The sequence below is a fragment of the Catenulispora subtropica genome, assembly GCF_039531675.1.
Lineage (GTDB): Bacteria > Actinomycetota > Actinomycetes > Streptomycetales > Catenulisporaceae > Catenulispora > Catenulispora subtropica.
This window is the reverse complement of the sequence record NZ_BAAAQM010000008.1, coordinates 157,767-180,357: the sequence shown is the minus strand read 5'-3', so window position 1 is coordinate 180,357 and position 22,591 is coordinate 157,767. Positions and strand designations below refer to the sequence as shown.

The window sequence follows — 22,591 nt, the reverse complement described above, 5'->3', positions numbered from 1 at the left end:
CCTAGGGGGCGCGCGGCGGCGTGGCCGCGCGCCGGGGAGAAAGGCACACCATGCACTTTGCCCGCAGGCACCGCATAGCGGTGGTGGCGGTCACGGCGCTGGGGCTGGGGGCCGGCAGCACCGCCGCCATGGCCCAGGCCGGCACCGGGGCGGCTCGGCCGTCCGCGGCCCAGCAACTGGCGGCGCTGTCGACCGGCGCCAAGCATCCCGTGATCGTCCTGCTCAAGAACCAGCATCCGGAACTGAGCGTCAAGACCGCCAAGGCCCAGCGCAAGGCGTCCGCCGACCAGGACCAGGCGCCGCTCGTGAGCAGCGCGCAGGCCACCGGCGCCCAGGACATCAAGAAGTTCTCGGTCATCAACGGCTTCTCGGCCAAGATGACCGACGCCGAGGCCGCGCACCTGCGCCAGGACCCGAGCGTGGCCGCGGTCGTCAGCGACCAGCAGCACGTCGTGAAGAAGCTCACCGACGCGCAGAAGGCCGCGATCCGGGACGCCGCCGACGCCTCCGCCGGCGCCGACGGCCAGACCCCCGCCGACAAGGTCATCCCCGGCACCTGCCCGGCCGATCCCAGCAAGCCGCTGCTGGAGCCGGAGGCGCTGCAGACCACCAACACCGCCTTCACCGACAAGAACCGGCCGCAGGCGCAGAACCTCGTCGACGGCAAGGGCGTCAAGGTGGCGTGGATCGCCGACGGTCTGGACGTCGACAACCCGGACTTCATCCGGGCCGACGGCAGCCCGGTGTTCACCGACTACCAGGACTTCTCCGGCACCGACCCGAACGGCGACGAGAGCGGCGGCGAAGCCTTCGGCGACGCCAGCTCCATCGCCGCCCAGGGCCGCCAGGTCTACGACCTGTCCAAGTTCGTGATGCCGGGCCACGCGCTGCCGGCCGGCTGCAACATCACCGTCCGCGGCGTCGCGCCCGGCGCCTCGCTGGTCGGCCTGAACGTGTTCGGCGCGGCCGACCTCGTTTTCGACTCCACCGTCGTACAGGCCGTCGACTACGCGGTCAACGTGGCCAACGTCGACGTCATCAACGAGTCGCTGGGCAGCAACGCGCAGCCCACCGCCGGCCTGGACGTGACCAGCATGGCCGACGAGGCGGCGGTGGCCGCCGGTGTCACGGTCGTCACCTCCACCGGCGACGCCGGCGTCACCGGCACCCAGGGCGAGCCCTCGGTCGACCCGAGCGTGATCGCGGTCGCGGGCACCACCGCCTTCCGCGACCAGTCGCAGACCGGCACCGCCGGCGTCCGCAACTTCGCCACCAGCTGGGCCTCGGACAACAACGCGACCCTGTCCTCCGGCGGCACCAACCCCCTGGGCCGGGTCCCGGACCTGGTCGCCCCGGGCCAGGGCGGCTGGGCCGTCTGCAGCCCGCTGCCGCGGTTCGCCGCCTGCACGGACTACAACAGCAAGCCGACCTCGATCGAGGACTTCGGCGGCACCAGCATGTCCGCGCCGCTGGTGGCCGGCGGCGCCGCCCTGGTCATCGAGGCCTACAAGAACACCCACAACGGGGTGCGGCCGACGCCGGCGCTGGTGAAGCAGATCCTCACCTCCTCGGCGCGCGACCTCGGCCTGCCGGCCGACGAGCAGGGCGCCGGTGAGATGGACACCTACCGCGCGGTGCGGATGGCGATGTCCGTCAAGGACGCCAACGGCTCCCCGGCGGCGCAGGGCGACGGGCTGATGGCCGTCACCGGCTCCGGCGACACGCAGATCTCGATGACCGGCAAGGGCGGCTCGAACCAGTCCGACACCGTCACGCTGACCAACACCAGCCCGAACTCGCAGACCGTGTCGGCGCACGTGCGGCAGCTGGAGACCACCGTCGGCGACGTCACCGGCAAGAAGGCCGTGGACTGGACCGACCCGAACAGCCCGTGGTTCTACGAGGGCTACACACTCGGCACGCCCGGTCTCAAGCGGCACTGGTTCAGCACCACGTTCACGGTCCCGGCCGGCGCGGACCACCTGACGGGTTCGGCCACCTGCGCCTGCACCGGCACCAGCACGCTGCTGCGCCTGGTGCTGGTCGGCCCGAACGGCGAGTTCGAGAACTGGAACAGCCCGCAGGGCACCACGAACTACGCCCGCGTCGACAACGCGCACCCGGCGGCCGGCACCTGGACGGCGTACTTCTACGCCAACGCCAACGCGGCCGGCTTCAAGGGCGACGTGAACTACGAGTTCCTGGCCACCAAGTACAAGGACGTCGGCTCGGTGAGCCCGGCGACCGCGACCCTGAAGCCGGGGCAGTCGCAGAAGTTCACGGTGAAGCAGACGCTGGCGTCCAACCCCGGTGACGTCTCGGCGGCGCTGGAATTCGACAACGCCTTCCACAAGGCCACCACGGTTCCGGTGACCAAGCGGACGCTGATCTCCACCAGCAACGACGGCGGCGCCTTCACCGGCACGCTGACCGGCGGCAACGGCCGTGCCAACACCCCGTCGCAGACCGTCTCGTACTACTTCGACGTCCCGAAGGGCAAGAAGAACCTGTCGATGGACCTGACGTTCACCGGCACGCACGAGGTCTCGGCGTTCCTGCAGTCCCCCGACCACCAGGTGATCTCGCTGGCCACCAACGTCGTCGCGGACGCCCAGGGCAACGGCGACCTGGTGCCCTCGCTGACCGGCTACGTCGACGCCCCGCAGGCGGGCCGCTGGCTGCTGGTCGTCGACGACATGTCCCCGGCGATCCTGGCCGGCGACCTGGCGAACCAGTACACCGGCAAGCTGAGCTACAACAAGGTCGACGCGAAGGCCGGCGGCCTGCCCAAGGGCAAGATCGCCGCGGGCACCCCGGTGACCGCGACCGTGACGGTGAAGAACACCGGCGCGGCCCCGCTGACCGTGTTCGCCGACCCCCGCCTGAACAGCACCGCGGATTACGACCTGCCGGCCCTGGCACCGCTGGGTGCGACCGTGGACGTGCCGTTCGCCACCACCGGTGCGCAGCCGTCCTTCCAAGTGCCCTCGCACACCAGCGAGCTGCGCTCGAGCCAGTCCTCCACGATCCCCGCCGACTTCGCGGCCTCCGGCCCGGCCGGCATGGAGATCTACGGCGTCCCGCACGGCCTGACCGCCTCGGTCACGCTGGACGCGTCGCAGATCACCCCGGGGATCTGGACCCAGGACCCGACCCCGGTCGGCCCGACCAACGGGACGGTCAGCGGCAAGGCGACGGAGTCCATCAGCGTCACCGCGCAGGCCTTCGACCGCAGCGCCGTCGCCTCCACCGGCGACCTGTGGCTCGGCGGCGTCGACCCGGCGGCCCCGGCGCTGGCCCCGGTGACCATCCAGCCCGGCCAGACCGGCACGCTGACCGTCACCTTCACGCCGGCCGGCAAGAGCGGCGACAAGGTGAGCGGCGTGGTCTACGTCGACACCTACAACCCGGTGTTCGGCACCGCCGACGAGCTGACGGGGATCCCGTACAGCTACACCGTGAAGTAGGAGCTCACCACGAGAACACCGAGCACCCGGGCCCGACGGCCCGGGTGCTCGTTCGTTTTCAAGAAGCCCGCGGGGCGGACCCTTCTTACGATGTGGTCATGGCGAAGACACAGACGTTCAGCAGCGAAGAGCGCGCCGCGATGAAGGAGCGCGTCAAGGAGACCAAGACGAGCCGCGGCAAGGTGAGTCCGGAAGAGGCCGAGGCCGAGGTGGTCGCGAAGATCGCGGAGTTCGACGACGCGGACCGGGAGCTGGCCGAGAAGGTGCACGCGGTCATCCGGAAGGCCGCGCCCGAGTTGACCCCGCGCCTGTGGTACGGGATGCCTGCGTACGCCAAGGGAGGCAAGACGATCTGTTTCTTCCAGCCGTCCGGCAAGTTCAAGGCCCGCTACTCCACACTGGGCTTCAACGACGGCGCCGCGCTCGACGACGGTGCGATGTGGCCGGTGGCCTTCGCTGTGACGAAGATGACGGCCGCCCTCGAGAAGCAGATCGCCGCGCTGGTCAAACAAGCCGCCGGCTGATCCGGCACGGGACCGGGCACCCCGCCGCGGCGGGTAGATTTGGGGCGTGATCGACCCGGCGACCGACCCCACCCCGGACCCCGCGCTCGAGCAGGAGCCCGGAGCCGAGTCCTTCGGCCCCGGCATCGCGCCCGAGCGCCTGGCCCTCCTGCTCGACATCCTCGCCGAGGTCCAGGAGCTGCCGACCGAGCACCCCGACGCGATCGCCGTCCGCCGCGCCACCGCCGGCGTCTACAAGAGCGTCAAGGTGCGGCGCCGGGCCGAGCGGCAGGCCCGGGTCCTGGCCGCGGACCGCGCCGTCACCGCCGCGACCGCGACCGGCGCGCCGAACCGCCTCGACGACGAGACCCAGGGCCTGCCGCTGAGCTCCGCCACCGCCGAGTCCGGGAACCTGGTGGCCGGGACGCTGCACCGCGAGCGCGGCTGCTACATCTGCAAGGTCCGGTACCGCGAGGTGCACGCCTTCTACCACCAGCTGTGCCCCCACTGCGCCGCCGAGAACTGGAAGCGCCGTGACGCCCGCACCGACCTCACCGGCCGGCGGGCCCTGCTCACCGGCGGCCGCGCCAAGATCGGCATGTACATCGCCCTGCGCCTGCTGCGCGACGGTGCGCACCTGACCATCACCACCCGCTTCCCGCACGACGCCGCCCGCCGCTTCGCCGCCATGCCGGACAGCGCGCAGTGGCTGCACCGGCTCACGGTCGTCGGCATCGACCTGCGCGACCTGGGGCAGGTGGCGGCGCTCGCCGACGCGGTCGCCGCGCAGGGGCCGCTGGACATCATCGTCAACAACGCGGCGCAGACCGTGCGGCGCTCGCCGGGCGCCTACGAGCCGCTGATCCGCGCCGAGGCCGAGCCGCTGCCCGCCGGACCGTTGCCGGAGCTGGTCTCGTTCGGCCGCTTCACCGGCTCCGGCCTCGTCCCCCTGCCCGGCCAGAGCCGGTCCCCGGAGGCGATCGCAGCCGACCTGGCGCGGCTGGGGACGCGGTCCAGCCTGGCCGGGACCTCCGAGGCCTCGGCACTGGTCACGCTGGCACTGACCGCCGGCTCGGCCGCCCCGGACCGGATCGCGGCGGGCACCGCCATCGACGCCGGCGGCCTGGTCCCGGACCTGGCCGACTCCAACTCCTGGGTGCAGACCGTCGAGGACGTCGACCCGATCGAGCTGCTCGAAGTGCAGCTGTGCAACTCGACGGCGCCGTTCGTGCTGATCAGCCGGCTGCGGACGGCGATGCGGGCGTCCCAGGCCCGCCGCAAGCACATCGTCAACGTCTCGGCGATGGAGGGTGTGTTCAGCCGCGGCTACAAGGCCCCGGGCCATCCGCACACCAACATGGCCAAGGCGGCGCTGAACATGCTGACGCGCACCAGTGCGCAGGAGATGTTCCAGACCGACGGCATCCTCATGAACAGCGTCGACACCGGCTGGATCACCGACGAGCGGCCGCACCCGGACCGCGTCCGGCTGGCCGACGAGGGCTTCCACGCGCCGCTGGACCTGATCGACGGCGCGGCGCGGGTCTACGACCCGATCGTGCGTGGAGAGCAGGGCGAGGACTTGTACGGGTGCTTCCTGAAGGACTACGCGAACGCCGGGTGGTAGGCCGACGCGGTCAGCGTCCCCGCAGGGCCCGGGGCGAGGCGCCGAACGCCTTCCGGCACGCCTTGTTGAACGCCTGCAGGTCCGGGATCCCGACCGCGGCGGCGATCGCGGTCACGGACAACGTCGAGGCCTGCAACAGGTGCAGCGCCCGTGCCATGCGCCGGCTCGCGATGTAGCCGACCACCGTGTCGCCGACGTGCTCGTGGAACAGCCGGGTGAGCTGGTTGTGCGAGACGCCGGCCACCCGGGCCAGTTCCGCCACGACCAGCGGCTCGGCGAGGTGCTCCTCGATCCGGCGCACCACCGCCGCCACCACCGGGCTCCGCGGCGCGTCGCTCGCGTCGGCGAGGTCTGATACGCGCCACACCGCGGCCCACACCGAGGCCGCGGACCGGCCCGGCGACGTCGGAAACGCCGCCACCGCGTCCAGCAGCAGCTCGCGGAGGATCGGCAGGGACGCTCCGGCGTCGCCGACGAACGGGTCCCGGTGCCCTCCCATGGCGAAGTGGACATACAGGTGCTCTGAGCGTCCCCGGTAACGGAACTCGACAGTGGTGCCCGGCGGGACCAGGCTCACGACGCCGGGCCGGAGGTCGTGCCAGCGTCCGTCGGCGGCGAAAGAAGCGTGGTAGCCGTACAGGTGCAGCTGCCAGAGATCCGGAAGCCGGAAGACGTCCCGCGCAGTGTTGATGCCGTGTACACCGACGCCGGCGTTGGCCACCACCGGCGGTTCCTCGACCCTCATCTCCGTTTCGCGAACCATGGTGAAAAATTACCAGTCTCGGTGAGCCAGGCCGATCAACAGAAGGCATGATCGCCCCTAGCGTGGTGAACCATGACCATGCAACCTTGGTTCGCCGACGCCAAGCTCGGCATCTTCCTCCACTGGGGCGTCTACGCCGTCAAGGGCATCCCGGAGTCCTGGTCGTTCTACAACGGCGAGATCACCTACGAGAACTACATGAAGCAGCTCGACGGGTTCACCGCGAGCGCGTACGACCCCGACGCGTGGGCGCGGCTGTTCCAGAAGGCGAGGGCTCGGTACGCGGTGCTCACCGCCAAGCACCACGACGGCGTCGCGTTGTGGGACACGGCGCAGAGCGATCTGAACGTCGTGAAGCGGACGCCCGCGGCACGCGACCTGGTGGGGCCGTACGCGGACGCGCTGCGAGCTCACGACATCAAGGTCGGCCTGTACTTCTCCCACCTGGACTGGTCGCACCCGGACTACCCGTACCACACCAGCGAGCAGTTCCACGCGGGCCCGATCACCGAGGACCCGGAGGCATGGGAACGCTTCCTGAAGTTCCATCGCGGCCAACTGAAGGAGCTGGTCGAAGCCTACGCACCGGACCTGCTCTGGTTCGACGGTGACTGGGAACGCCCCGAGGAGCTGTGGCGCATGGCGGAGCTCCGCGACCAGCTGCTGGGGATGAAGCCCGACCTCGTGGTGAACTCCCGCCTCCTGGGCCACGGCGACTACGCCACCCCGGAGCAGGGCGCACCGATCACCCCGCCGGAAGGCCCCTGGGAGCTGTGCTACACGATCAACGACTCCTGGGGCTACCAGGTCCGCGACAAGGACCACAAGCCACTCAGCATCCTGATCCGCACCTTCGTCGAGACCATCGCCGGCGGCGGCAACCTGCTGTTGGACGTCGGCCCACGCGAGGACGGCACGATCGTCCCGGAGCAGGAGTCCCGCCTGAAGGCCCTGGGCGCGTGGATCACCCGCAACGAGCCCGCGATCTTCGCCACGACACGCGGCATCCCGGCCGGCCACGTCTACGCCCCCACGACCCTGTCCGCGGATCGGCGAACTCTGTACGTGTTCTGCTACGACCCGCCCCGCGAGAGCGTGACGGTCAAGGGGCTCACCAGCAGAGTCAAGCGGATCACAACGCTGGCCACCGGCGAGGAGCTGACACACCGCCGCTACGGCGGCTTCGACCCGGTGCCGGGCGTGCTGGCGATCGACGCGCCGAGCGTGCCCGATCCGCAGGTGACGGTATTGGCGGTGGAGCTGGAGGGCGAGATCGAGCTGTATCGAGGGGAGGGACGCGGCTGAGGGGATTCAGCCTCGCGACTCGGGCTCAGTCCCGCAGCTCCCTTTCGAAGCGCTCCTTCTCGGCCTTCTTCCGGGTCTTGGCGAGCGCGTTGGTGTTGATCCGCGGATCGCGCTTGTCGAAGACGGCCTTGCTGTCATCCGGCTTGACGAGCAACGGCACCGTCCCACGCATGGCTGGAAGCTGCACCACGTTGGTCTGTATGACCTTCAGCCGGACGGCTCGGCCAGCGGCGTTCGTGAACTCGACGACGCACTCGTGCATGTGCGGCGCACCCGGCCGGCCGACCCGGATGATCCGAGTGTCGATGAGCTTCCCGTCGACTCGCTTCCAGCGGTGATGAAACACGAGCACACGGTACGAAGCCGACGCAGGACGGGCAATGAGGGAGAGACCGGGGCCGGGAAAGTACCGAACGGTGGACTACTCGCGCACTGAGGCGTAGGCGAGCCGAGGGCCGTGTAGCACGTGGTGCCTCAACACAGTTGTGGTGTCCTGGATCCCCCGTCACGTCAGCGGGCGAAGCCAATCTGACCGGACCGGTGGTGTCAAGCCGGGCGTTTCGTCACCAAACACCAAGCGATCCGGCTTGATACCGCCGGGCCGGTCAGATTCCGTCAGGCGCTGACGTGACGGGGGATCCAAAACATGGCGACCAAAAAAGCAGACCGCAGCCAGCGGGCTTTCAACACCATGGCCGAAGGTCGTATCAAGCCTTTACAACCACAGACCAACCGCCGCCGAGCAATGCTCAGAACCTGTGGATCGCCTCGGCGAGGGCGTACCCCCCCTGGTGATCGAATCGAAGGTCGCTGAGTAGGCCGACGCGCCAACGTCGGCTGGGAGAGCACGCCCATGCTTACCGCAGTCAACGCCGACGGCTCGATCGAGACCGGCTCCCTCCTTCGCCACCGTCCGCCTGTCCACCCGCGTCACCCGCGGTGCCGGATTGCGGTCGGCCGCGCTGGCGATGACGTTCAAGCTGATCGAGTCCGCCCAGGTCCGCTGGCGCGCGGTCAACGCACCCCACCTTGTCGCTCTCGTCCGCGCCGGAGCCCGCTTCGAACGCGGCGTCCACGTCGAGCGCGAGGAGACAGCAGCATGACCGGCCGTGTCCGCCTTTGGTGTCTGCGCCACGGCGAGTCCGAGAACGTCACCGCCGGGGCCGCCGGAGCGGTGCCTGCCGCGCCGCTGACCAGGCGCGGCCACGCCCAGGCCGCCGCAGCGGCCAGCATCCTGGCCACCGAGCCATTCAGCGCGGTCTACGCCGGCACTGCGCTTCGCGCCCAGCAGACTGCCGCCCCGACCGCTGCCGCACACGGTCTCCAGGCGGAGACCCCGGCCTAGCCGATCCTCACAGCCCCAGACGGTAATGCAAACCCCTGGCAGGGGATGTAGGCGCGGACACGGGTTGCGCTACACCCCCGACCTGGGGCGGAGATTTCTCGATCTCCGTGTAGCGCCAACGATCGCAACCGAACATCCGGATACGGAGCATGCCGTCATGCGCCGCATCTCACGCGCCGAAAACCGAGTACAGCAGGTTGATGATTTACTCGCTGTCGACAGCCGGGCCCGCCGGCTCAGGGGTGAGGGAAGGTGTCACGGGGTGGATGCCGGCGAGGTGCTGGGCGAGAGGTACCGCCTGAAGGCGCGGCTGGGGCGCGGTGGTATGGGGGAGGTCTGGGCGGCGTACGACGAGCAGCTGCGTCGGGACATCGCGGTGAAGATCGTGCTTGCCGAGCTGGGCGCGGACCCGCGACTCCTCGCATCCTTGAAACAGGAGGCCAGGACCGTGGCCGCGCTCCAGCACGCGGGCATCACCGTGGTCCACGACGTCGGGGAGACCGATGGTCACCCCTATTTCGTCATGGAACACCTGGAGGGGCGCACCTTCGAACAGCTCCTCAAAGACCACCCGCAGGGACTGCCGGCTGATCGCGCGGTGAGCCTGATGGTCGCCGTCGCCGACGCGCTGGACTACGCCCACGGCCGCGGGGTGGTGCACCGCGACATCAAGCCCGCCAACCTGATGTGCCTGGCCGGCGACTCAGTGAAGATCCTCGACTTCGGGATCGCCAGCTACGCCGAGGCGACCGTGCACGTCACCTCGACCGGCGTCATCATGGGATCCCCTCCGTACATGCCCCCCGAAGTGTGGCTGGGCGAGAAGGCCACGCCCGCAGCCGACATGTACGCCTTCGGCGCGACCCTGCACGCACTCCTGACGGGCGCCTACCCGTTCCCCGGCCCGACGCCCGCCGCATGGATGCGCCAACACCTGGACGTCCCACCCCCGCGGCTAAAAGGAAACTCCGCCCACCTCGACGACCTCATCCAGCAACTGCTCGCGAAGGACCACGACAAGCGGCCATCAGCCGCGCACACCCGGCAGGTCCTAGCGCAGATTCAGAAGTGGCCGGAGAAACAGAAAGAGCCACTCGGCACGAAGAAGTCAACGGCCTCCGGCACCAAGGACACGGTGCCGTACAGCGCCGCCGCCGCAGTCACCGAACCGGCGTTGCCAAGCGGTCAGGAGAGCACGGCCTCCGGAGAATCACGGAGGGCACCCATGAACTGGATTGCCGCTGGGGTGGGCTCGCTGCTTACGGCAATCGGGATCGTCGCTCTCATCACTGCGCCCTTCGACCACAGCATCACCAGCGCCGATCTACCCATGGTGCTCAGCGTGGGGGGAGGATTCAGCCTGGCGGGGTCCATATTCCTCTGGTTCTCGTTTCAGGGGCAACGCTTCGCGAAGATCTCCGCTGGAGTCGTCGCGGTATTGGTGGCCATGGCCGCGGGGTTCACCGTGTATAAGCTGACACCGGCTGACGATCCGCAGGCCAAAGACCTGCTACAGAAGATCGAGGTCGCGAAATTCATGGAGGTGCCGACCGGTCAAGTCCTGGAAACAGACTACAAGGACACCCTTTACTGGCAGGGAAACGGATATACCTCTTCGGGAAGTGCGCGCAGCTCATCCCAGCACATCTGGGGGGACGACCCCGGCGACCGGGTCAAGGCCTCAGGCGGCTCCTGGTACGTCCTGGTCGACATGTACCACTACAGCTCAACGTACGACGCGACCGCTGACTCGACGACGTTCATCAAGGAACACAGCGGTCAGACGTACCGACCCGCGGCAGCGCCAGCAGGCATGACGGCCATGACCGCAACGGCCACCGACGGATCCCGGCACACACAGGCCATGGAGATCGTGGACGGCACATTTCGGGTCCGGTTGGAACTCGACGTCGACGCGGCCTCGAACAAGCCGGACAACGACATCAACTCGCTGGCCGAGCTCATCTTCCAGCGCCTCCCCGCGCCGGCCGGGAAGTAGCCGCTTCCGGCTGACCTCCTGCAGTCACAAGCTCGCTACCCGCCCAAGGGAAACGATCACCACGAACGCGGGAAGCCGCCCCTCAGCAGACCACGGCCAGGCCAGCTCGGAGCAGTTTCGTCGGTGACCCAAACTCGACGACCCTCTGACACGGCAGGTCGCGGACGGCGAGACCAGCCGCGAGGTTCTGGCCCGCACCACCGCGGCCTTCGGGCACATCACAGCGCAGCACCCCGGCCAGACCGTCGCCGTGGTCGGCCACGCCGCCAGCCTCAGCCATCACATTTGACCGGCTCTGCGCACTCGACGGTCGGACCTGGGGAGCGCCCCTGCCCCATGCCGAGCCCTTCCTCATCGAGTGAGACGGCGATCACTGGCACTGCCACCGCCCATCCCACACTCGAACGTGTGCCACGCGTTCGCCCCACCAGGGGTGACAAAGAAAGCCCTCCGGACCCTGGAGACCAGGACCCGAAGGGCGTCGAACTAACTCCCGGTCATCCGGAAGTCGTACTCCCGCGGCACCGGCCGATCCGGATAGACCGCGAGCCACAGCGTGTCCAGTGAGGCCTCGCCCTCCTGAAGGTTGTCGACGCTGATCCCCTCATCAACCAGCGTCCGAACCCGTTCCAGATCCCCGACCGCGAGCGCCGCCTGCGCCGTGTGGAGCCGGACGCGGCCGTGATCGCGATCATCGGCTCCAAGCCCTGCGACCACCTCCAACGCCTCCCCCGCACGCTCGGCGGCGAGCAGCGCCTGGAGGGTCTCCACGGTGAGCTCGCGCAACCCCGGCTGGAGCCGATGGGCCGCGAGCAGCAGGTCCGCACGCTCCGCCGGCGAGGCAGCCAGATGCGCCAACCCCCGCAGGGCCCACGCGTTCGGGTGCTCGGTGACCGAACGGTCCCACGCCTCGCGGGCACCGTCGCAGTCGCCGTCGGCGAGTCGGAGCAGACCGAGGTGGTAGAGCGAGTGCCAGTCGTCGGCCGACGTCTCCAGCAACGACCGCCACTTCGCCCCCCGCACCGCCGCGGCCGGAACATCGTCGGCCGGCACCGGCAGCCGCTTGGTCAGGAACAGGTCCAGCCAGGGCTGCTGCTCGCTATCGCAGGACCCGAACGGATGCAGACCATCAGCCGGCAACTCGCCGGCCGCGATTTCCAGAGCCCCCCAACCGGATCCGCGGTGGAGAACCTCGGGCGTCGCGGACTCGGCGGCGAACCCCCGCGCCTCGACCAACGCCGCATCGAGATCCTTGCGCGGCACCAACCGCTCCAAAGCCCCCGCGACCTCGTCCCGCGCCTCGTCCCACGTCCCGTGCACAGCCGCCGGATCCGCCTCCAGCAGCCCGTACGCCTCGACCCACTCCCAGGTCTCGCCGCCCGGAAGCGCGAGGTGTTCCAACTGCGTCCGGGCCAAGCCCGCCTGGATCTCGATGTACTCCGCGTCGGGTCCCGACAGCCACTCCTGCCACCGCTGCCCGCCGGTGCTGTTGCCCCACTGGAACAGCTTCCGCCCGATCAACCGGTCGGTCGACGTCTGCACCAGCCCCGTGCCCCGGGCGTCCAGCGCGGTGATCCACCGCCGCTCGCCGGCCGGGATGTCCATGAAGAAGTCCGCCGCCTTCGTGAACCGCGCCGGGTAGCTCTGGTCGCCGCCCGCCGAGCCGGGGAAGCCGATCAGCTTCAGCTGCGCCTCGTAGTCGAAGTGGAAGGCCCGCTCGGCCGGTGCGACCACGCGGACATCAGGGCTCTGTGGCACCGCGATGTTCGACCACCAGTAGACCGGTGTCTCCTCGGTGGCCGGGTTGTGCAGCGACACGTGGACCAGCAGCACTTCCGACTCCGGCGGCAGCCACGCGTCGACCGTCACGACCACCCGCCGCAGCCGCTCGAACTCGTACATCCGCAGCACCGGCGTCCCGTCGGCCGCCGTCAGCCGCACCGCGTGCAGCGGCGCGCAGGTCAGCGGCCAGTGCCCGGTGGCCCCGAGGTTCCACTCGACGCCGCCGGCCAGCCACGCGTCGCGCAGTGCCAGGTTCGCCGGTTGCAGGATCGGGTTGCGGTGCAGCAGTTCGCGTCCGGTCGGGCGGTGGACCAGCGACCACAGCCGTCCGCCGTAGCCCGGCAGGAAGGTGGCGGTCAGCCTCTCGTTCTCGAGGACCAGGCTCGGCACCTCCCGAACGGTCCGCTTCCTGGTGTACGAGTCCTGGTTCGCGTACGGCAGCAGCGTCGTCGGCCGTCCGTACTCCAGGCTCCGCGCCATGTCCGGGTACGGCGCCGCCGCCGCGTCGAATCCGGGGCGGGGGACGCCGTGCAGCAACGGCAGCAGGCCGGTGCGCGGGTCGTCGGCGCCTTCGATGCGCAGCACGTCGTGCCGCAGTCCGGTGCTCATTTTCCGATCCCTACAGTCATGCCCTGGATGATGCGGGTGCCGAGCCAGCTGAACAAGGCGATCATCGGCGCCAGGACGACGCAGACCCCTGCGAACATGGCACCCCAGTCCAGACCGTTCAGCTGTGCCTCCTGGACGAAGCTGGACAGCGCCACCGGCAGCGTCACCTTGTCCTGGCTGTGGGTCAGCACGATGGCGAACAGCGTCTCGTTCCACGCCGAGATGAACTGCAGCAGGAACGCGGTGATCAGGCCGCCGCGGGCCACCGGCAGGATCACCTTGGTGAAGGTGCGCAGCATGCTCGCGCCGTCCAGCACCGCGGCCTCCTCCAGGACTTGCGGGATGCCGGAGAAGAACCCGGTCAGCAGGTACACGGTGAACGGCATCGCCAGGCCCAGGTAGACCAGGATCAGGCCGGGCTGGGAGTCGTCGAGGTTGGCGTGCGCCAGGCCGATGAACAGCGGCACCACCATCACCTGTCCGGGCACGCCCAGGCCCATCGCGAAGGTCATGCTCATCGCCCCGGAGACCCGGGTCCTCCGACGGGCCAGCGCGTACGCGCACGGCGCCGCGACGACCACCGCCAGCACCGAGGACAGCACGGCGACCAGCACACTGTTCACCGCGGCGCGGCCGAAGCCGCCGTCGGAGAAGACCTTTCCGTAGTTGGCGCCCTTCGGGTGCGTGGGCACGCCGAACGGGTGGCTGAGGACGTCGGTGCCGTCGCGCAGCGACGTGAGCAGGATCCAGCCGATCAGCGCGATGTCGGCGGCCACGACCACCCACACCGCGCCGGTGGCGATCCGCATCGGCAGGCTGGGGGCTTTGCGCCTGGGCCTCATGGTCTTCCCTTTCCGGCGTGTATCCCGAGTACATCGGGTCCGAGGTACCTTGGGCACTAGGTACCTCGGAGTCTGGGTACCTTGGGCATTGGGTACCTCGGAGGCTGAGTACCTCGGAGACTGGGTATATCGGTGGATCAGTACTCAATGGGGTCGCGACGCAGGATGCGCCGCAGCACGACCGTGAAGACCACCACCAGGAACAGGCTCACCAACGCCGCGGCCGTGGCCAGCCCCAGCTGCGGCGTAGAGGCCTGAGGAAAGGCTTCCTCGTAGACGTACATGGCGGTGTTCCACGAGTCCGTGGGCGGCTGCGAGCCGCTGCTGCCCCCGTACATCAGGATCAGCTCGAAGATCTTCACCGAGCTCACCGTCCACAGCACCGCGCACACCGAGATCACGTCCCAGCACATCGGCAGCGTGACATGGCGGAAGCGCTGGAAGGCGTTCGCGCCGTCCAGCTCGGCGGCCTCGTAGAGGTACTCGGGGATCTGGTCGACGGCGGCCATCAGGATCGCCGTGTAGTAGCCGGTGGCCGTCCAGACCAGCGTCCCGAGGATCATCGTCGGCAGGTGCTCGGTCGCCAGCCACTGCGGCGGGCGGCTCCAGCCGAGCCACTTCAGCGCCTGGTTGACCGGGCCGTCCGGGGAGAACAGCACACCGGCTGCGATCCCGAAGACCATCGCGTTGACCAGGCAGGGGAAGAACAGCACGGCGCGGGCGAACAGCCGGCGGTTCATCTCCCGCAGGATCAGCATCAGCCCGAAGGAGATGACGAAGGTGATCAGGCCGCCGATGACCAGCGTCTTGAGCGTGTTGCCCAGGGACTGGCGGAAGATCGGGTCCTGCCACAGGGTCTGGTAGTTGCCCAGGCCCTTCCACTTCTTGTCGCTGATGCCGTCCCACTTGTAGAAGCTGGTCCAGGCGGCGTAGCCGACCGGCAGCAGGAACAGCACGCCGTAGACGATGACCGCTGGCGCCGTGAACGCCCAGAACATGCGGCGGCGCGAGCGCTCCAGCGGAGCGGCGCCGACCGGAGTGTGAGAGCCCCGAGGGCCGCGCGCGGCGGACCCGCCCCGGACGCGGCGCGTCCGAGGCGGGTCCTGGATGGTGGCGCTGCTCATGCTCAGCTCTGGGTCTTCCAGAACGAGACCTGCGCGGACTTCATCTTGGCGACGAAGCCGGCCGCGTCGGTCTTGCCGTGCCAGAAGTCCAGGAAGTTCTGGTTCCAGACCTTGGTGCTCCAGTCGCCGGCGACGCCGTCGAAGGTCAGGCGCAGCTTGTCGGCGCCGAGGGTCTTCTGCACGTCGGTCAGCTCGGCCGGGGCCGGGATGTCGGTGCGCGGCGTGATGTTGCCGGCGTCGGTGGAGATGCCCGACAGCGTCTTCTTCTGCAGGAAGTACGCCATGAACTTCTCAGCCTGCGCGACGTTCTTGGCGTTCTTCGTGAGCGCGAAGCCGAACACCATCGAGTCCGGCTGGGTGGCGCCCGGCGGGAGCATGAACCCGTACTTCCAGGTCGACGGGATCTGCTTGGCGACCTCGGCGGTGACCCAGTTGCCGTTGATCAGGAACCCGGCCTTGCCGCCGGCCCAGTTGGTCTGCTGCGCCGGGTACTTGGTCGCGGTGTAGGTCGGGATGATGTAGCCGCCCTTGACCAGCTGCTCGGTCTGCTGCGCGGTCTTGAGCACGGCCGGGTTGTCCCACGCGGCGCCGCTCTTGTCGTTCGCGAGGTCGTTGAAGTTCACGCCGTTCGCGTTGAGCAGGTAGTCGAACCACAGGCCGTTGGTCCAGGAGTCCTCACCCTCGGAGGCCACACAGGGCTTGTTCTTGGCCTTCAGGGCGTCGCAGACCTTGATGAAGCCGTCCCAGTCGGTCGGCGCCGAGGCCATCGCCGCGGAGATGTCGGGGTCCGCGGAGTTGTAGAAGACGCCGGCGGTGCTGGCCTCGTAGGGGATCACCCAGTGCTGGCCGCCCTTGGGGTCCTTCGGCAGCGAGTCCCAGTACTTCGAGGGGATCGCGGCGGAGACCTTGACGTTGTCGTTCGGGATCGTCATGTCCAGCACCGCGGACAGGTCCTGCGCGTTGCCGTTCTGCGCCGCCGTGCCGTAGATCGAGTCCGCGCCCTGGTCCCACATGTCCGGGGCCTTGTTCGCGGCCATCGCCGGGCCGATCTTCTTGGCCACGTCGCGGCCGGTCCACTCGACGTCGACCTTGATGCCGGTGTCCGCGGTGAACTGGTCGATCGCGGCCTGGATGACCTTGGCCTGCGGCTCGTCCTTGCGCCACATCGACCAGTAGCTGAAGCTGCCGCCGGACTTCGCGGCGGCGTCGCCGGTGCCGGACGCCGGCTTGTCGCTCTTGCTGCTGGAACACGCGCTCACGCCGACCGCGAGGACGGCCGCGGTGGCTATCGCCAGGAGCCGAGGGCCCCGACCGGTGGTGCTGCCCATATCGATTTCCTCCAAGGCTGCTTCTGCTCGCCATAGGGCCCCTCCCCGCCCCCGGTCCAAGGGCGGCAGGCCCGGACCGCGGGTGGGTAGGGACTGATCACTAGAGGGGGTGCTGGGAGCTGACAGTAGGACGTCGTTAGCGAGAACTACAAGCATCCGGTGCAAGATTTTTTTGAGTGATGCGAAGTTGAGATCTGTACGTGCATTGATCAGCAGTAAGTTGCAAAACTTGCAAGAAGCGGCGACATGAGAAAGCTCCGACCCCGTGACCTGGGCCGGAGCTGAGCGCCTGGAAGAAGGAAGCTGCTACAGCTGGCGGACGCTGTAGTCGTAACTGCACGGCAGCGGGTGCTCTTCGCGCACGCGCTGTGAAACCACCGGACCCAGCCCGCCGGCCTGCCGCGCGTGGAACTCCCACCACAGATCCGACAGCGGGTCCTCGCCCTCGCGGACGTCGTCGACCACCAGGCCGGTCTCCAGGATCCGCCGCGCGCGCACCAGATCCCCGGCGTCCAGCGCGGCCCGGCACTCCAGCATCAGCACGCGGCCGGCGAACCGGTCGGGCTCCTTCAACCGGTCCACGATCTCCAACGCCTCGCCCGGGCGCTCGGCCGTGATCAGCATCCGCATCGTCTCGATCGTCAGCGGGCGGAGCCGAGGCGACAGCTGGTGGGCGCGCAGGCAGTGGTCGGCGGCGGCGTCGAGGTGGCCGTCGGCGGCGTCGAGGAACGCCAGATTCCGGTGCGCCCACGCGGTCTCGGCCTGCGCCATCGACCGGTCCCACGCCTCGCGCGCCCCCGCGAAATCGTTGGCGTGGTAACGGTTCACGCCCAGATGCAGCCACGTGAACCAGGTCGCGGTGGCCGGATCGGACGTCGCCTTCTCCAGCAGCGTCCGCCACACCGGGCCGACCGCGTAGGACGACGGCGGGAGCGCCGGGGCCGGGGTCGGCATCTGGCCCTTGCGGACCAGCGACAGCCAGGACTGCTGGTCGCGGCCGATGGTGGCGTCGGGGAAAGGCGTGCCGGGCAGGTTCAGCGCTCTGTTACGGCCGAGTGCGCGGCGTTCCAGCGCTCCCCAGCCGGAGCCGGAGTGGAGGACCTGCTCCGGCGGCTGGTCGGCGAGGGTGGTCATCCTGGCGAGCTCGTCTTCCAGAACGCTCGCCGGCACCGTCGTGCCGATCGCGCCGGCGGCCGCCGCGGTGGCCTCGGACCAACTGGCGCGCACCCGCTCCGGATCCAAGTCCAGCGGGCCGTAGGCCTCGACCCAGGACCACGACTGGCGGCCGGGCAGCCGCAGGTGCTCCAGCTGGGTGCGGGCCAGACCGGCCTGGATCTCGAAGTACGCGCGGCTGGGCCCGGACAGCCAGTCCTGCCAGTTCCGGCCGCCGGACCCGGTGCCCCAGTGGAACAGCTTGCGGCCGCGCATCCGGTCGGTCGAGGTCTGGAACAGGCCCCGGCCGGCCGCGTCGACGGCCGCGATCCAGCGGCGCTCGCCGTCGGGGATCTCGGCGAAGTAGTCGGCGCCGTAGTCGACGCGGCCCGGGTAGGAACAATCCATGGCGTCGGAGTCACGCCAGCGAGGGAACGGGATCCGGCGCATCTTGCCGGTGTAGGAGAAGTGGTACGCCGAGCTCGCGGGCATCAGCGCGCGGCTGTCCGGCGTCTGCGGCACCGCGGCGCTGCTCCACCAGTAGACCGGGGCGTCCTCCGGGAACGGGTTGTGGATGCGGACGTGCACCAGCAGCGCCGGCGAGCCGGCGGGCAGATAGCAGTCCAGCTGGTAGACCAGGCGGCGCTGGCGCTCGTACTCGTACATGCGCAGCACCGGCGTGCCGTCGTCGCGGGTCACGCGCACGGCGTGCAGCGGCGAGCAGGTCAGCGCGGTGTGGCCGAAGGTGCCCAGGTTCCACTCGACGCCGCCGGCGAACCAGGCGTTGCGCAGGCCCAGGTTGGCGAGCTGGAGCTTGGGCGGGAAGAACAGCAGCTCGCGGTCCGGCCCGCCACCGCGCGCCTTGTGGCGCAGCGACATCAGACGGCCGCCGTAGCCGAGCAGGAACTCCGCGCGCAGGTGGTCGTTCTCCAGGACCGCCGTGACCAGCTCCCGGTCCGGGGTCTCGCGGCCGTAGCCGTCCTGGAACGTGTAGGGGAGCAGCGACTCCACGTGGCCGTAGCCGAGGTTCGCCACCATCTCGGCGTCGGCCTCGGACACGTCCAGGCCGCCTCGCGGGTCGGGGAGCTGGCGCAGCGGCGGCAGCGGGTTCTCCGGCCCCAGCGCGGCGACCGGCATGACCGCCGACGACAGCCGCAGGACGCTCAACCGACGGCCCCCTAGGATTTGCGCTGACACCTTGCAGGATCGCTTCAGTGTGCCAGAAAATCTTGCAAACATGGTCACGATCCAGTCAGGGATTGATCGAATCGGCCGCGCGACCTCCGGCGCGGCCTGGGAAGGGCCCGCCTGTGAACCGTTATGAGCGCTGGAGCGTGCTGCTGGAGATGCTCGCCGAGAGCGGCAAGCTGGAGATCGAGGAGACCGCCGAGAAGCTCGGCGTCTCGGCCGCCACGGTCCGCCGCGACTTCGACGAGCTGGCGGCGCAGCAGCTGCTGTCGCGCACCCGCGGCGGCGCGACGGCGCACAGCGTGTCCTACGACCTCCCGCTGCGCTTCAAGGTCGCCCGCCACGCCCCGGAGAAGCAGCGCATCGCCTCGGTCGCGGCCGGGATGGTGGCCGTGGGCTCGACCGTCGGCATCAACGGCGGCACCACGGCCACGGAGGTCGCGCGCGCCCTGGCCGCCCGCGCCGACCTGGCGGGTGAGCAGCGCGGCCCGGCGGTCACGGTGGTCACCAACGCCCTGAACATCGCGCAGGAGCTGGTGGTGCGCCCGTACCTGCACGTGGTCGCGACCGGCGGCGTCGGCTCACCGAAGTCGTACGAGCTGGTCGGCCCGATCGCGGCGGCGATGCTCGAGCGCGTGGCCCTGGACCTGGCGATCCTCGGCGTCGACGCGCTGGACGCCGAGCACGGGGCCAGCGCCCACAACGAGGCCGAGGCGACGGTGAACCAGACGCTGGCCTCGCGGGCGCGGCACGTGGTGGTGGTCGCGGACTCGTCGAAGCTGGGGCGGCGGGCGTTCGCGCGGATCTGCCCGATCTCGGACGTGACGACGTTGGTGACGGATGGGGACGCGCCGGAGGAGATGGTGGCGCGGTTCACGGAGCTGGGGGTCCGCGTGGTGCGGGCTTAGGGATGGAGGCCGAGGTGGTGGTCGATGTTGGCGACGACCGCCGCGGCGAGCCGGGGGTCGCCGGTGAGCCCGACGGCCCATCGTTCGACGGCGGCGAGGAAGCCGAGGAGATCGGTGCGGAGATCGGCCAGGAGCTGAGGGAGCTCGGCGGTCGTGATCAGCACAGGACTCTGCCGTGCCTCGCCCTCGGGCCGTTTGTCCTGGTGGACCATGAGGCCGGCTTCGGTGTCCTCGATCCACGGTTCGGGGCTGTGGCCGAGCCACATGGCCGACCGGCGTCGCGGGTCGGCCCAGCCGTGCCAGTCGTTGAGTTCGCAGCAGCAGCCGGGGTTGACCGTCGTCGTGCCGTCTGAGGCCTGGACGCCGGCGCAGATCACCAAGTAGTCCGAGTCCGCGATCCAGCGCAGGGCTTCGGCCGCCGTGGGCACGCTGTCGTAGTCGGAGTCGTCGGGGCGGCACCAGTCGGCGGTCGCCGCCATCACCGTGCCGATCACGGCCGCGGTGGTCGTGGAATCCAGGGGTCCCCAACGGTATTCGCCGAGTGGCTCGACGGGCCAGGGAGCGTCCTCGTTCTCGGTCCAGCCGAGTTCGACCACGGCGCGCAGCGCTGTCACGGGACGATCATCCCACCGGTGGGAACCGGAACGAGATCGACTGCATCCAACGGCCATGGAACTCAACCTCAACCTGACGCGCCGGGCGGTGGTGCTCGGTGTCGCGACGCTGGTCGCTGTGGGCGGTGCGGTCGCCGTCGGTTTGTCGGGCGACTCCGCGGCGCCGGCCGCCAGTGCTGGTACGGGGAAGCCGGCTCCCGCGCTCGTCGGTGAGACGACGCCGTTGGCGCCGGATGCCTTTCCCGGTATCACGGTGCAGGGTGTCGGCAAGGTCACCGGGACGCCGGACACGTTGGTGCTCACGCTGTCGATCACCAAAAGCGCGGGGGACGTCAGCTCCGCGATGAACGGGATGGCCGGGACGATGACGGCTGTTCAGAACTCGCTGAAGTCCAGTCATGTCGCCGAGGCGGACATGAAGACGTCGGGGTTGGGAGTCAGTCCGCAGTACGACTACTCGTCCAACAAGCGGACCCTGACCGGCTATGAGGCCACGGAGAACCTGACTGTGACGTTGCGGGACACCAAGACCGCCGGGGCCACCATCTCGGCGGCGGCCGCGGCCGGGGGTGACGCCACCCAGATCTCCGGATTGTCCACCGATCTGCAGAACGACTCGGGGCCGTTGAACCAGGCGCGCGATGCGGCCTTCAACGATGCGAAGGCCAAGGCGGCACAGTATGCGAAGTCCGCTGGGCGTTCGCTGGGGGCGGTGGTGCGGGTCGAGGAGAACGTCAGCACGCAGCCGAGTCCGACGGGGATGAACGTGCCCGCGGCGGCGGGTGACAAGGCGGTTGCGTCGGTGCCGATCCAGATGGGGAGCACCGATGTCACGGTTCAGGTGACGGTGGTTTTCAGCTTCGGTTGATGGTGGTCGATGCCGGTTGGCGACGATTAGCAGCGGTTGGCAGCGGTTGGCAGCGGTTGGTGGCGGTCGACCAGCGCCGGCTTCACTCGTCCGGCCCTGGCGGAAACAAGCCGCCACGGCCGGACGAGTGAAGGGTCAGCCTCGTTCGGCCAGCACCCGCAACAGACCGACCAGGGAGGCGCCGGTGGCGATCTGGCCGGAGTCGATGAGGGCGAGTACTTCGTCCAGCGGTACCCACTCCACCTTCTCCGCTTCGTTCTCCTCGGTCGGTTCGCCGATGTACCGGGCACCGTGGGCGCGGAAGAGGCGGTACTGAGTGCGGAGCATCCCGCCGACCGGGTGAAAGGCCAGGAGCGGTGTGACTTCTGCCACCCGCCAGCCGGTCTCCTCCTCGACTTCACGCCGTGCGGTCTCGGCGGGGTCCTCGCCTTCCTCGATCAGGCCGGAGGGGATCTCCCAGACCCACTTGTCGATGGCGAAGCGGTGGCGCCAGATCAGCAGGACTTCGTCGCGGTCTTCGTTCCGCCTGGTCACCACACAGCTGGCGGCCTCGCGGGTGCGGACCACGTGGTGCTCGAAGCGGGTGCCGTCGCCGAGTTCCACGTCCGCCATCAGGACGTCGACCCACGGGTTCTCATACACGGGCCACTCGGCGTGGACGGTCCACCGGCTGCGGCTGCGGGCGGGGGGTGCGGCAGGGGTGGTCGCCTGGTGGGACGGCGTCGACTGGGGCTCTGACATGCGGTTGAGGGTAGTGGAAGGAGGACGCGACACTCTTTGGGGAAACCCGATTTCGCGCCAGGCCCAAGACCGTGTAACTTATTCCCTGCTCGCCCCAATAGCTCAGTCGGCAGAGCGTCTCCATGGTAAGGAGAAGGTCTACGGTTCGATTCCGTATTGGGGCTCAGATCACACCGGGGGTCCGGTGGACACGAAAGGGTGAAAGCCCGTGTCCACCGGACCGATCCGGTCGTTGATCGAGTGGCGGTGTAGCTCAGCCTGGTAGAGCAAGCGGCTCATAATCGCTGTGTCGCCGGTTCAAGTCCGGCCACCGCTACCGCGTACGTGCGAAACCCCTCAACCCTGCAAGGTAAACTTGCAGGGTTGTCCATCGTGAGGGCCGACCTGGGAAGGTCCGGAGCCCTCGAGAAGAGAAAGAGGCACCCC

At 69.4% G+C, this 22,591-nt stretch carries 18 protein-coding genes, 2 tRNA genes and 1 pseudogene; 12 read left to right on the top strand and 9 right to left on the bottom strand.

The window, feature by feature from the left end; all coding sequences use genetic code 11:
* Nucleotides 1-50: 50 nt before the first annotated feature.
* The 3 genes from ABD466_RS10060 (at nucleotide 51) to ABD466_RS10050 (ending at nucleotide 5,597) form a co-directional block, all read left to right on the top strand.
* Complete coding sequence (locus tag ABD466_RS10060) at nucleotides 51-3,467, top strand: S8 family serine peptidase (RefSeq protein WP_344656685.1); 3,417 nt, start codon at nucleotides 51-53, stop codon at nucleotides 3,465-3,467.
* A 98-nt stretch (nucleotides 3,468-3,565) separates the two neighbouring features.
* Complete coding sequence (locus tag ABD466_RS10055; protein ID WP_344656684.1) at nucleotides 3,566-3,991, top strand: iron chaperone; 426 nt, start codon at nucleotides 3,566-3,568, stop codon at nucleotides 3,989-3,991.
* A gap of 46 nt (nucleotides 3,992-4,037) precedes the next feature.
* Nucleotides 4,038-5,597 (top strand): SDR family NAD(P)-dependent oxidoreductase, encoded by a 1,560-nt coding sequence (locus ABD466_RS10050; RefSeq protein WP_425558596.1) that lies wholly within the window; start codon nucleotides 4,038-4,040, stop codon nucleotides 5,595-5,597.
* Nucleotides 5,598-5,607: 10 nt separating this feature from the next.
* Here the strand turns inward: ABD466_RS10050 and ABD466_RS10045 are convergent, their stop codons facing one another.
* Nucleotides 5,608-6,360: an AraC family transcriptional regulator gene (locus ABD466_RS10045; RefSeq protein ID WP_344656683.1), complete on the bottom strand. Its 753-nt coding sequence runs from the start codon at nucleotides 6,358-6,360 to the stop codon at nucleotides 5,608-5,610.
* A 72-nt stretch (nucleotides 6,361-6,432) separates the two neighbouring features.
* Between ABD466_RS10045 and ABD466_RS10040 the strand changes: the two genes are divergently transcribed.
* Nucleotides 6,433-7,665, top strand: a complete 1,233-nt coding sequence (locus ABD466_RS10040) for an alpha-L-fucosidase (protein WP_344656682.1) — start codon at nucleotides 6,433-6,435, stop codon at nucleotides 7,663-7,665.
* A 25-nt stretch (nucleotides 7,666-7,690) separates the two neighbouring features.
* Here the strand turns inward: ABD466_RS10040 and ABD466_RS10035 are convergent, their stop codons facing one another.
* The gene (locus tag ABD466_RS10035) at nucleotides 7,691-8,011 is read right to left on the bottom strand and encodes a DUF3592 domain-containing protein (protein WP_344656681.1); all 321 of its coding nucleotides are present in this window, start codon (nucleotides 8,009-8,011) and stop codon (nucleotides 7,691-7,693) included.
* Nucleotides 8,012-8,564: 553 nt separating this feature from the next.
* Here ABD466_RS10035 and ABD466_RS10030 point away from each other — a divergent pair.
* The 4 genes and pseudogenes from ABD466_RS10030 to ABD466_RS44410 all read left to right on the top strand — a co-directional run.
* Nucleotides 8,565-8,768 (top strand): annotated as a pseudogene (locus ABD466_RS10030) (IS256 family transposase); the annotation flags it as partial.
* Complete coding sequence (locus ABD466_RS10025) at nucleotides 8,765-9,010, top strand: histidine phosphatase family protein (protein ID WP_344656680.1); 246 nt, start codon at nucleotides 8,765-8,767, stop codon at nucleotides 9,008-9,010. The pseudogene ABD466_RS10030 and the gene ABD466_RS10025, both read left to right, overlap by 4 nt.
* A gap of 157 nt (nucleotides 9,011-9,167) precedes the next feature.
* Nucleotides 9,168-11,009 (top strand): serine/threonine-protein kinase, encoded by a 1,842-nt coding sequence (locus ABD466_RS10020; protein WP_344656679.1) that lies wholly within the window; start codon nucleotides 9,168-9,170, stop codon nucleotides 11,007-11,009.
* Nucleotides 11,010-11,154: 145 nt separating this feature from the next.
* On the top strand, nucleotides 11,155-11,298 hold the full coding sequence (locus ABD466_RS44410) for a histidine phosphatase family protein (protein ID WP_425558600.1): 144 nt from the start codon (nucleotides 11,155-11,157) through the stop codon (nucleotides 11,296-11,298).
* A gap of 197 nt (nucleotides 11,299-11,495) precedes the next feature.
* Here ABD466_RS44410 and ABD466_RS10015 read toward each other — a convergent pair whose 3' ends face one another.
* The 5 genes from ABD466_RS10015 to ABD466_RS09995 form a co-directional block, all read right to left on the bottom strand.
* Entirely contained in the window at nucleotides 11,496-13,400 is a 1,905-nt protein-coding gene (locus ABD466_RS10015) for a DUF5107 domain-containing protein (protein ID WP_344656678.1), read from the bottom strand.
* On the bottom strand, nucleotides 13,397-14,242 hold the full coding sequence (locus tag ABD466_RS10010) for a carbohydrate ABC transporter permease (protein WP_344656677.1): 846 nt from the start codon (nucleotides 14,240-14,242) through the stop codon (nucleotides 13,397-13,399). The genes ABD466_RS10015 and ABD466_RS10010 overlap by 4 nt, the downstream gene beginning before the upstream one ends.
* Nucleotides 14,243-14,379: 137 nt before the next feature.
* Nucleotides 14,380-15,366 carry a carbohydrate ABC transporter permease gene (locus ABD466_RS10005; RefSeq protein WP_344656676.1) on the bottom strand — a complete coding sequence of 329 codons (987 nt, stop codon included), beginning with the start codon at nucleotides 15,364-15,366 and terminating at the stop codon, nucleotides 14,380-14,382.
* A 2-nt stretch (nucleotides 15,367-15,368) separates the two neighbouring features.
* On the bottom strand, nucleotides 15,369-16,694 hold the full coding sequence (locus tag ABD466_RS10000; protein WP_344656675.1) for an ABC transporter substrate-binding protein: 1,326 nt from the start codon (nucleotides 16,692-16,694) through the stop codon (nucleotides 15,369-15,371).
* Between the two features lie 306 nt (nucleotides 16,695-17,000).
* Nucleotides 17,001-19,013: a DUF5107 domain-containing protein gene (locus ABD466_RS09995; RefSeq protein ID WP_344656674.1), complete on the bottom strand. Its 2,013-nt coding sequence runs from the start codon at nucleotides 19,011-19,013 to the stop codon at nucleotides 17,001-17,003.
* Nucleotides 19,014-19,156: 143 nt separating this feature from the next.
* On the opposite strand from ABD466_RS09995, the gene ABD466_RS09990 reads away from it, so the two are divergent.
* Nucleotides 19,157-19,942, top strand: a complete 786-nt coding sequence (locus ABD466_RS09990; RefSeq protein ID WP_344656673.1) for a DeoR/GlpR family DNA-binding transcription regulator — start codon at nucleotides 19,157-19,159, stop codon at nucleotides 19,940-19,942.
* Here ABD466_RS09990 and ABD466_RS09985 read toward each other — a convergent pair.
* Nucleotides 19,939-20,556, bottom strand: a complete 618-nt coding sequence (locus tag ABD466_RS09985; protein ID WP_344656672.1) for a hypothetical protein — start codon at nucleotides 20,554-20,556, stop codon at nucleotides 19,939-19,941. The two genes, ABD466_RS09990 and ABD466_RS09985, sit on opposite strands and share 4 nt — an antisense overlap.
* 55 nt (nucleotides 20,557-20,611) lie before the next feature.
* Here ABD466_RS09985 and ABD466_RS09980 point away from each other — a divergent pair, with 55 nt between their 5' ends.
* Nucleotides 20,612-21,424 (top strand): SIMPL domain-containing protein, encoded by an 813-nt coding sequence (locus ABD466_RS09980; RefSeq protein ID WP_344656671.1) that lies wholly within the window; start codon nucleotides 20,612-20,614, stop codon nucleotides 21,422-21,424.
* Between the two features lie 135 nt (nucleotides 21,425-21,559).
* Here ABD466_RS09980 and ABD466_RS09975 read toward each other — a convergent pair whose 3' ends face one another.
* On the bottom strand, nucleotides 21,560-22,165 hold the full coding sequence (locus ABD466_RS09975) for an NUDIX hydrolase (protein ID WP_344656670.1): 606 nt from the start codon (nucleotides 22,163-22,165) through the stop codon (nucleotides 21,560-21,562).
* 91 nt (nucleotides 22,166-22,256) lie between these two features.
* Between ABD466_RS09975 and ABD466_RS09970 the strand changes: the two genes are divergently transcribed.
* A tRNA-Thr gene (locus ABD466_RS09970) sits at nucleotides 22,257-22,329 on the top strand.
* A 78-nt stretch (nucleotides 22,330-22,407) separates the two neighbouring features.
* Nucleotides 22,408-22,481 (top strand) — tRNA-Met (locus tag ABD466_RS09965).
* The last annotated feature ends 110 nt before the right edge of the window (nucleotides 22,482-22,591 follow it).

What these genes read in the sequence shown, in the direction of transcription:
- ABD466_RS10060 (WP_344656685.1), top strand. Translation starts at nt 51, where the DNA reads ATGCACTTTGCCCGCAGGCACCGCATAGCGGTGGTGGCGGTCACGGCG.
- ABD466_RS10055 (WP_344656684.1), top strand. Translation starts at nt 3,566, where the DNA reads ATGGCGAAGACACAGACGTTCAGCAGCGAAGAGCGCGCCGCGATGAAG.
- ABD466_RS10045 (WP_344656683.1), bottom strand. Translation starts at nt 6,360, where the DNA reads ATGGTTCGCGAAACGGAGATGAGGGTCGAGGAACCGCCGGTGGTGGCC.
- ABD466_RS10040 (WP_344656682.1), top strand. Translation starts at nt 6,433, where the DNA reads ATGACCATGCAACCTTGGTTCGCCGACGCCAAGCTCGGCATCTTCCTC.
- ABD466_RS10025 (WP_344656680.1), top strand. Translation starts at nt 8,765, where the DNA reads ATGACCGGCCGTGTCCGCCTTTGGTGTCTGCGCCACGGCGAGTCCGAG.
- ABD466_RS10020 (WP_344656679.1), top strand. Translation starts at nt 9,168, where the DNA reads ATGCGCCGCATCTCACGCGCCGAAAACCGAGTACAGCAGGTTGATGAT.
- ABD466_RS10015 (WP_344656678.1), bottom strand. Translation starts at nt 13,400, where the DNA reads ATGAGCACCGGACTGCGGCACGACGTGCTGCGCATCGAAGGCGCCGAC.
- ABD466_RS10010 (WP_344656677.1), bottom strand. Translation starts at nt 14,242, where the DNA reads ATGAGGCCCAGGCGCAAAGCCCCCAGCCTGCCGATGCGGATCGCCACC.
- ABD466_RS10005 (WP_344656676.1), bottom strand. Translation starts at nt 15,366, where the DNA reads ATGAGCAGCGCCACCATCCAGGACCCGCCTCGGACGCGCCGCGTCCGG.
- ABD466_RS10000 (WP_344656675.1), bottom strand. Translation starts at nt 16,694, where the DNA reads ATGGGCAGCACCACCGGTCGGGGCCCTCGGCTCCTGGCGATAGCCACC.
- ABD466_RS09980 (WP_344656671.1), top strand. Translation starts at nt 20,612, where the DNA reads ATGGAACTCAACCTCAACCTGACGCGCCGGGCGGTGGTGCTCGGTGTC.
- ABD466_RS09975 (WP_344656670.1), bottom strand. Translation starts at nt 22,165, where the DNA reads ATGTCAGAGCCCCAGTCGACGCCGTCCCACCAGGCGACCACCCCTGCC.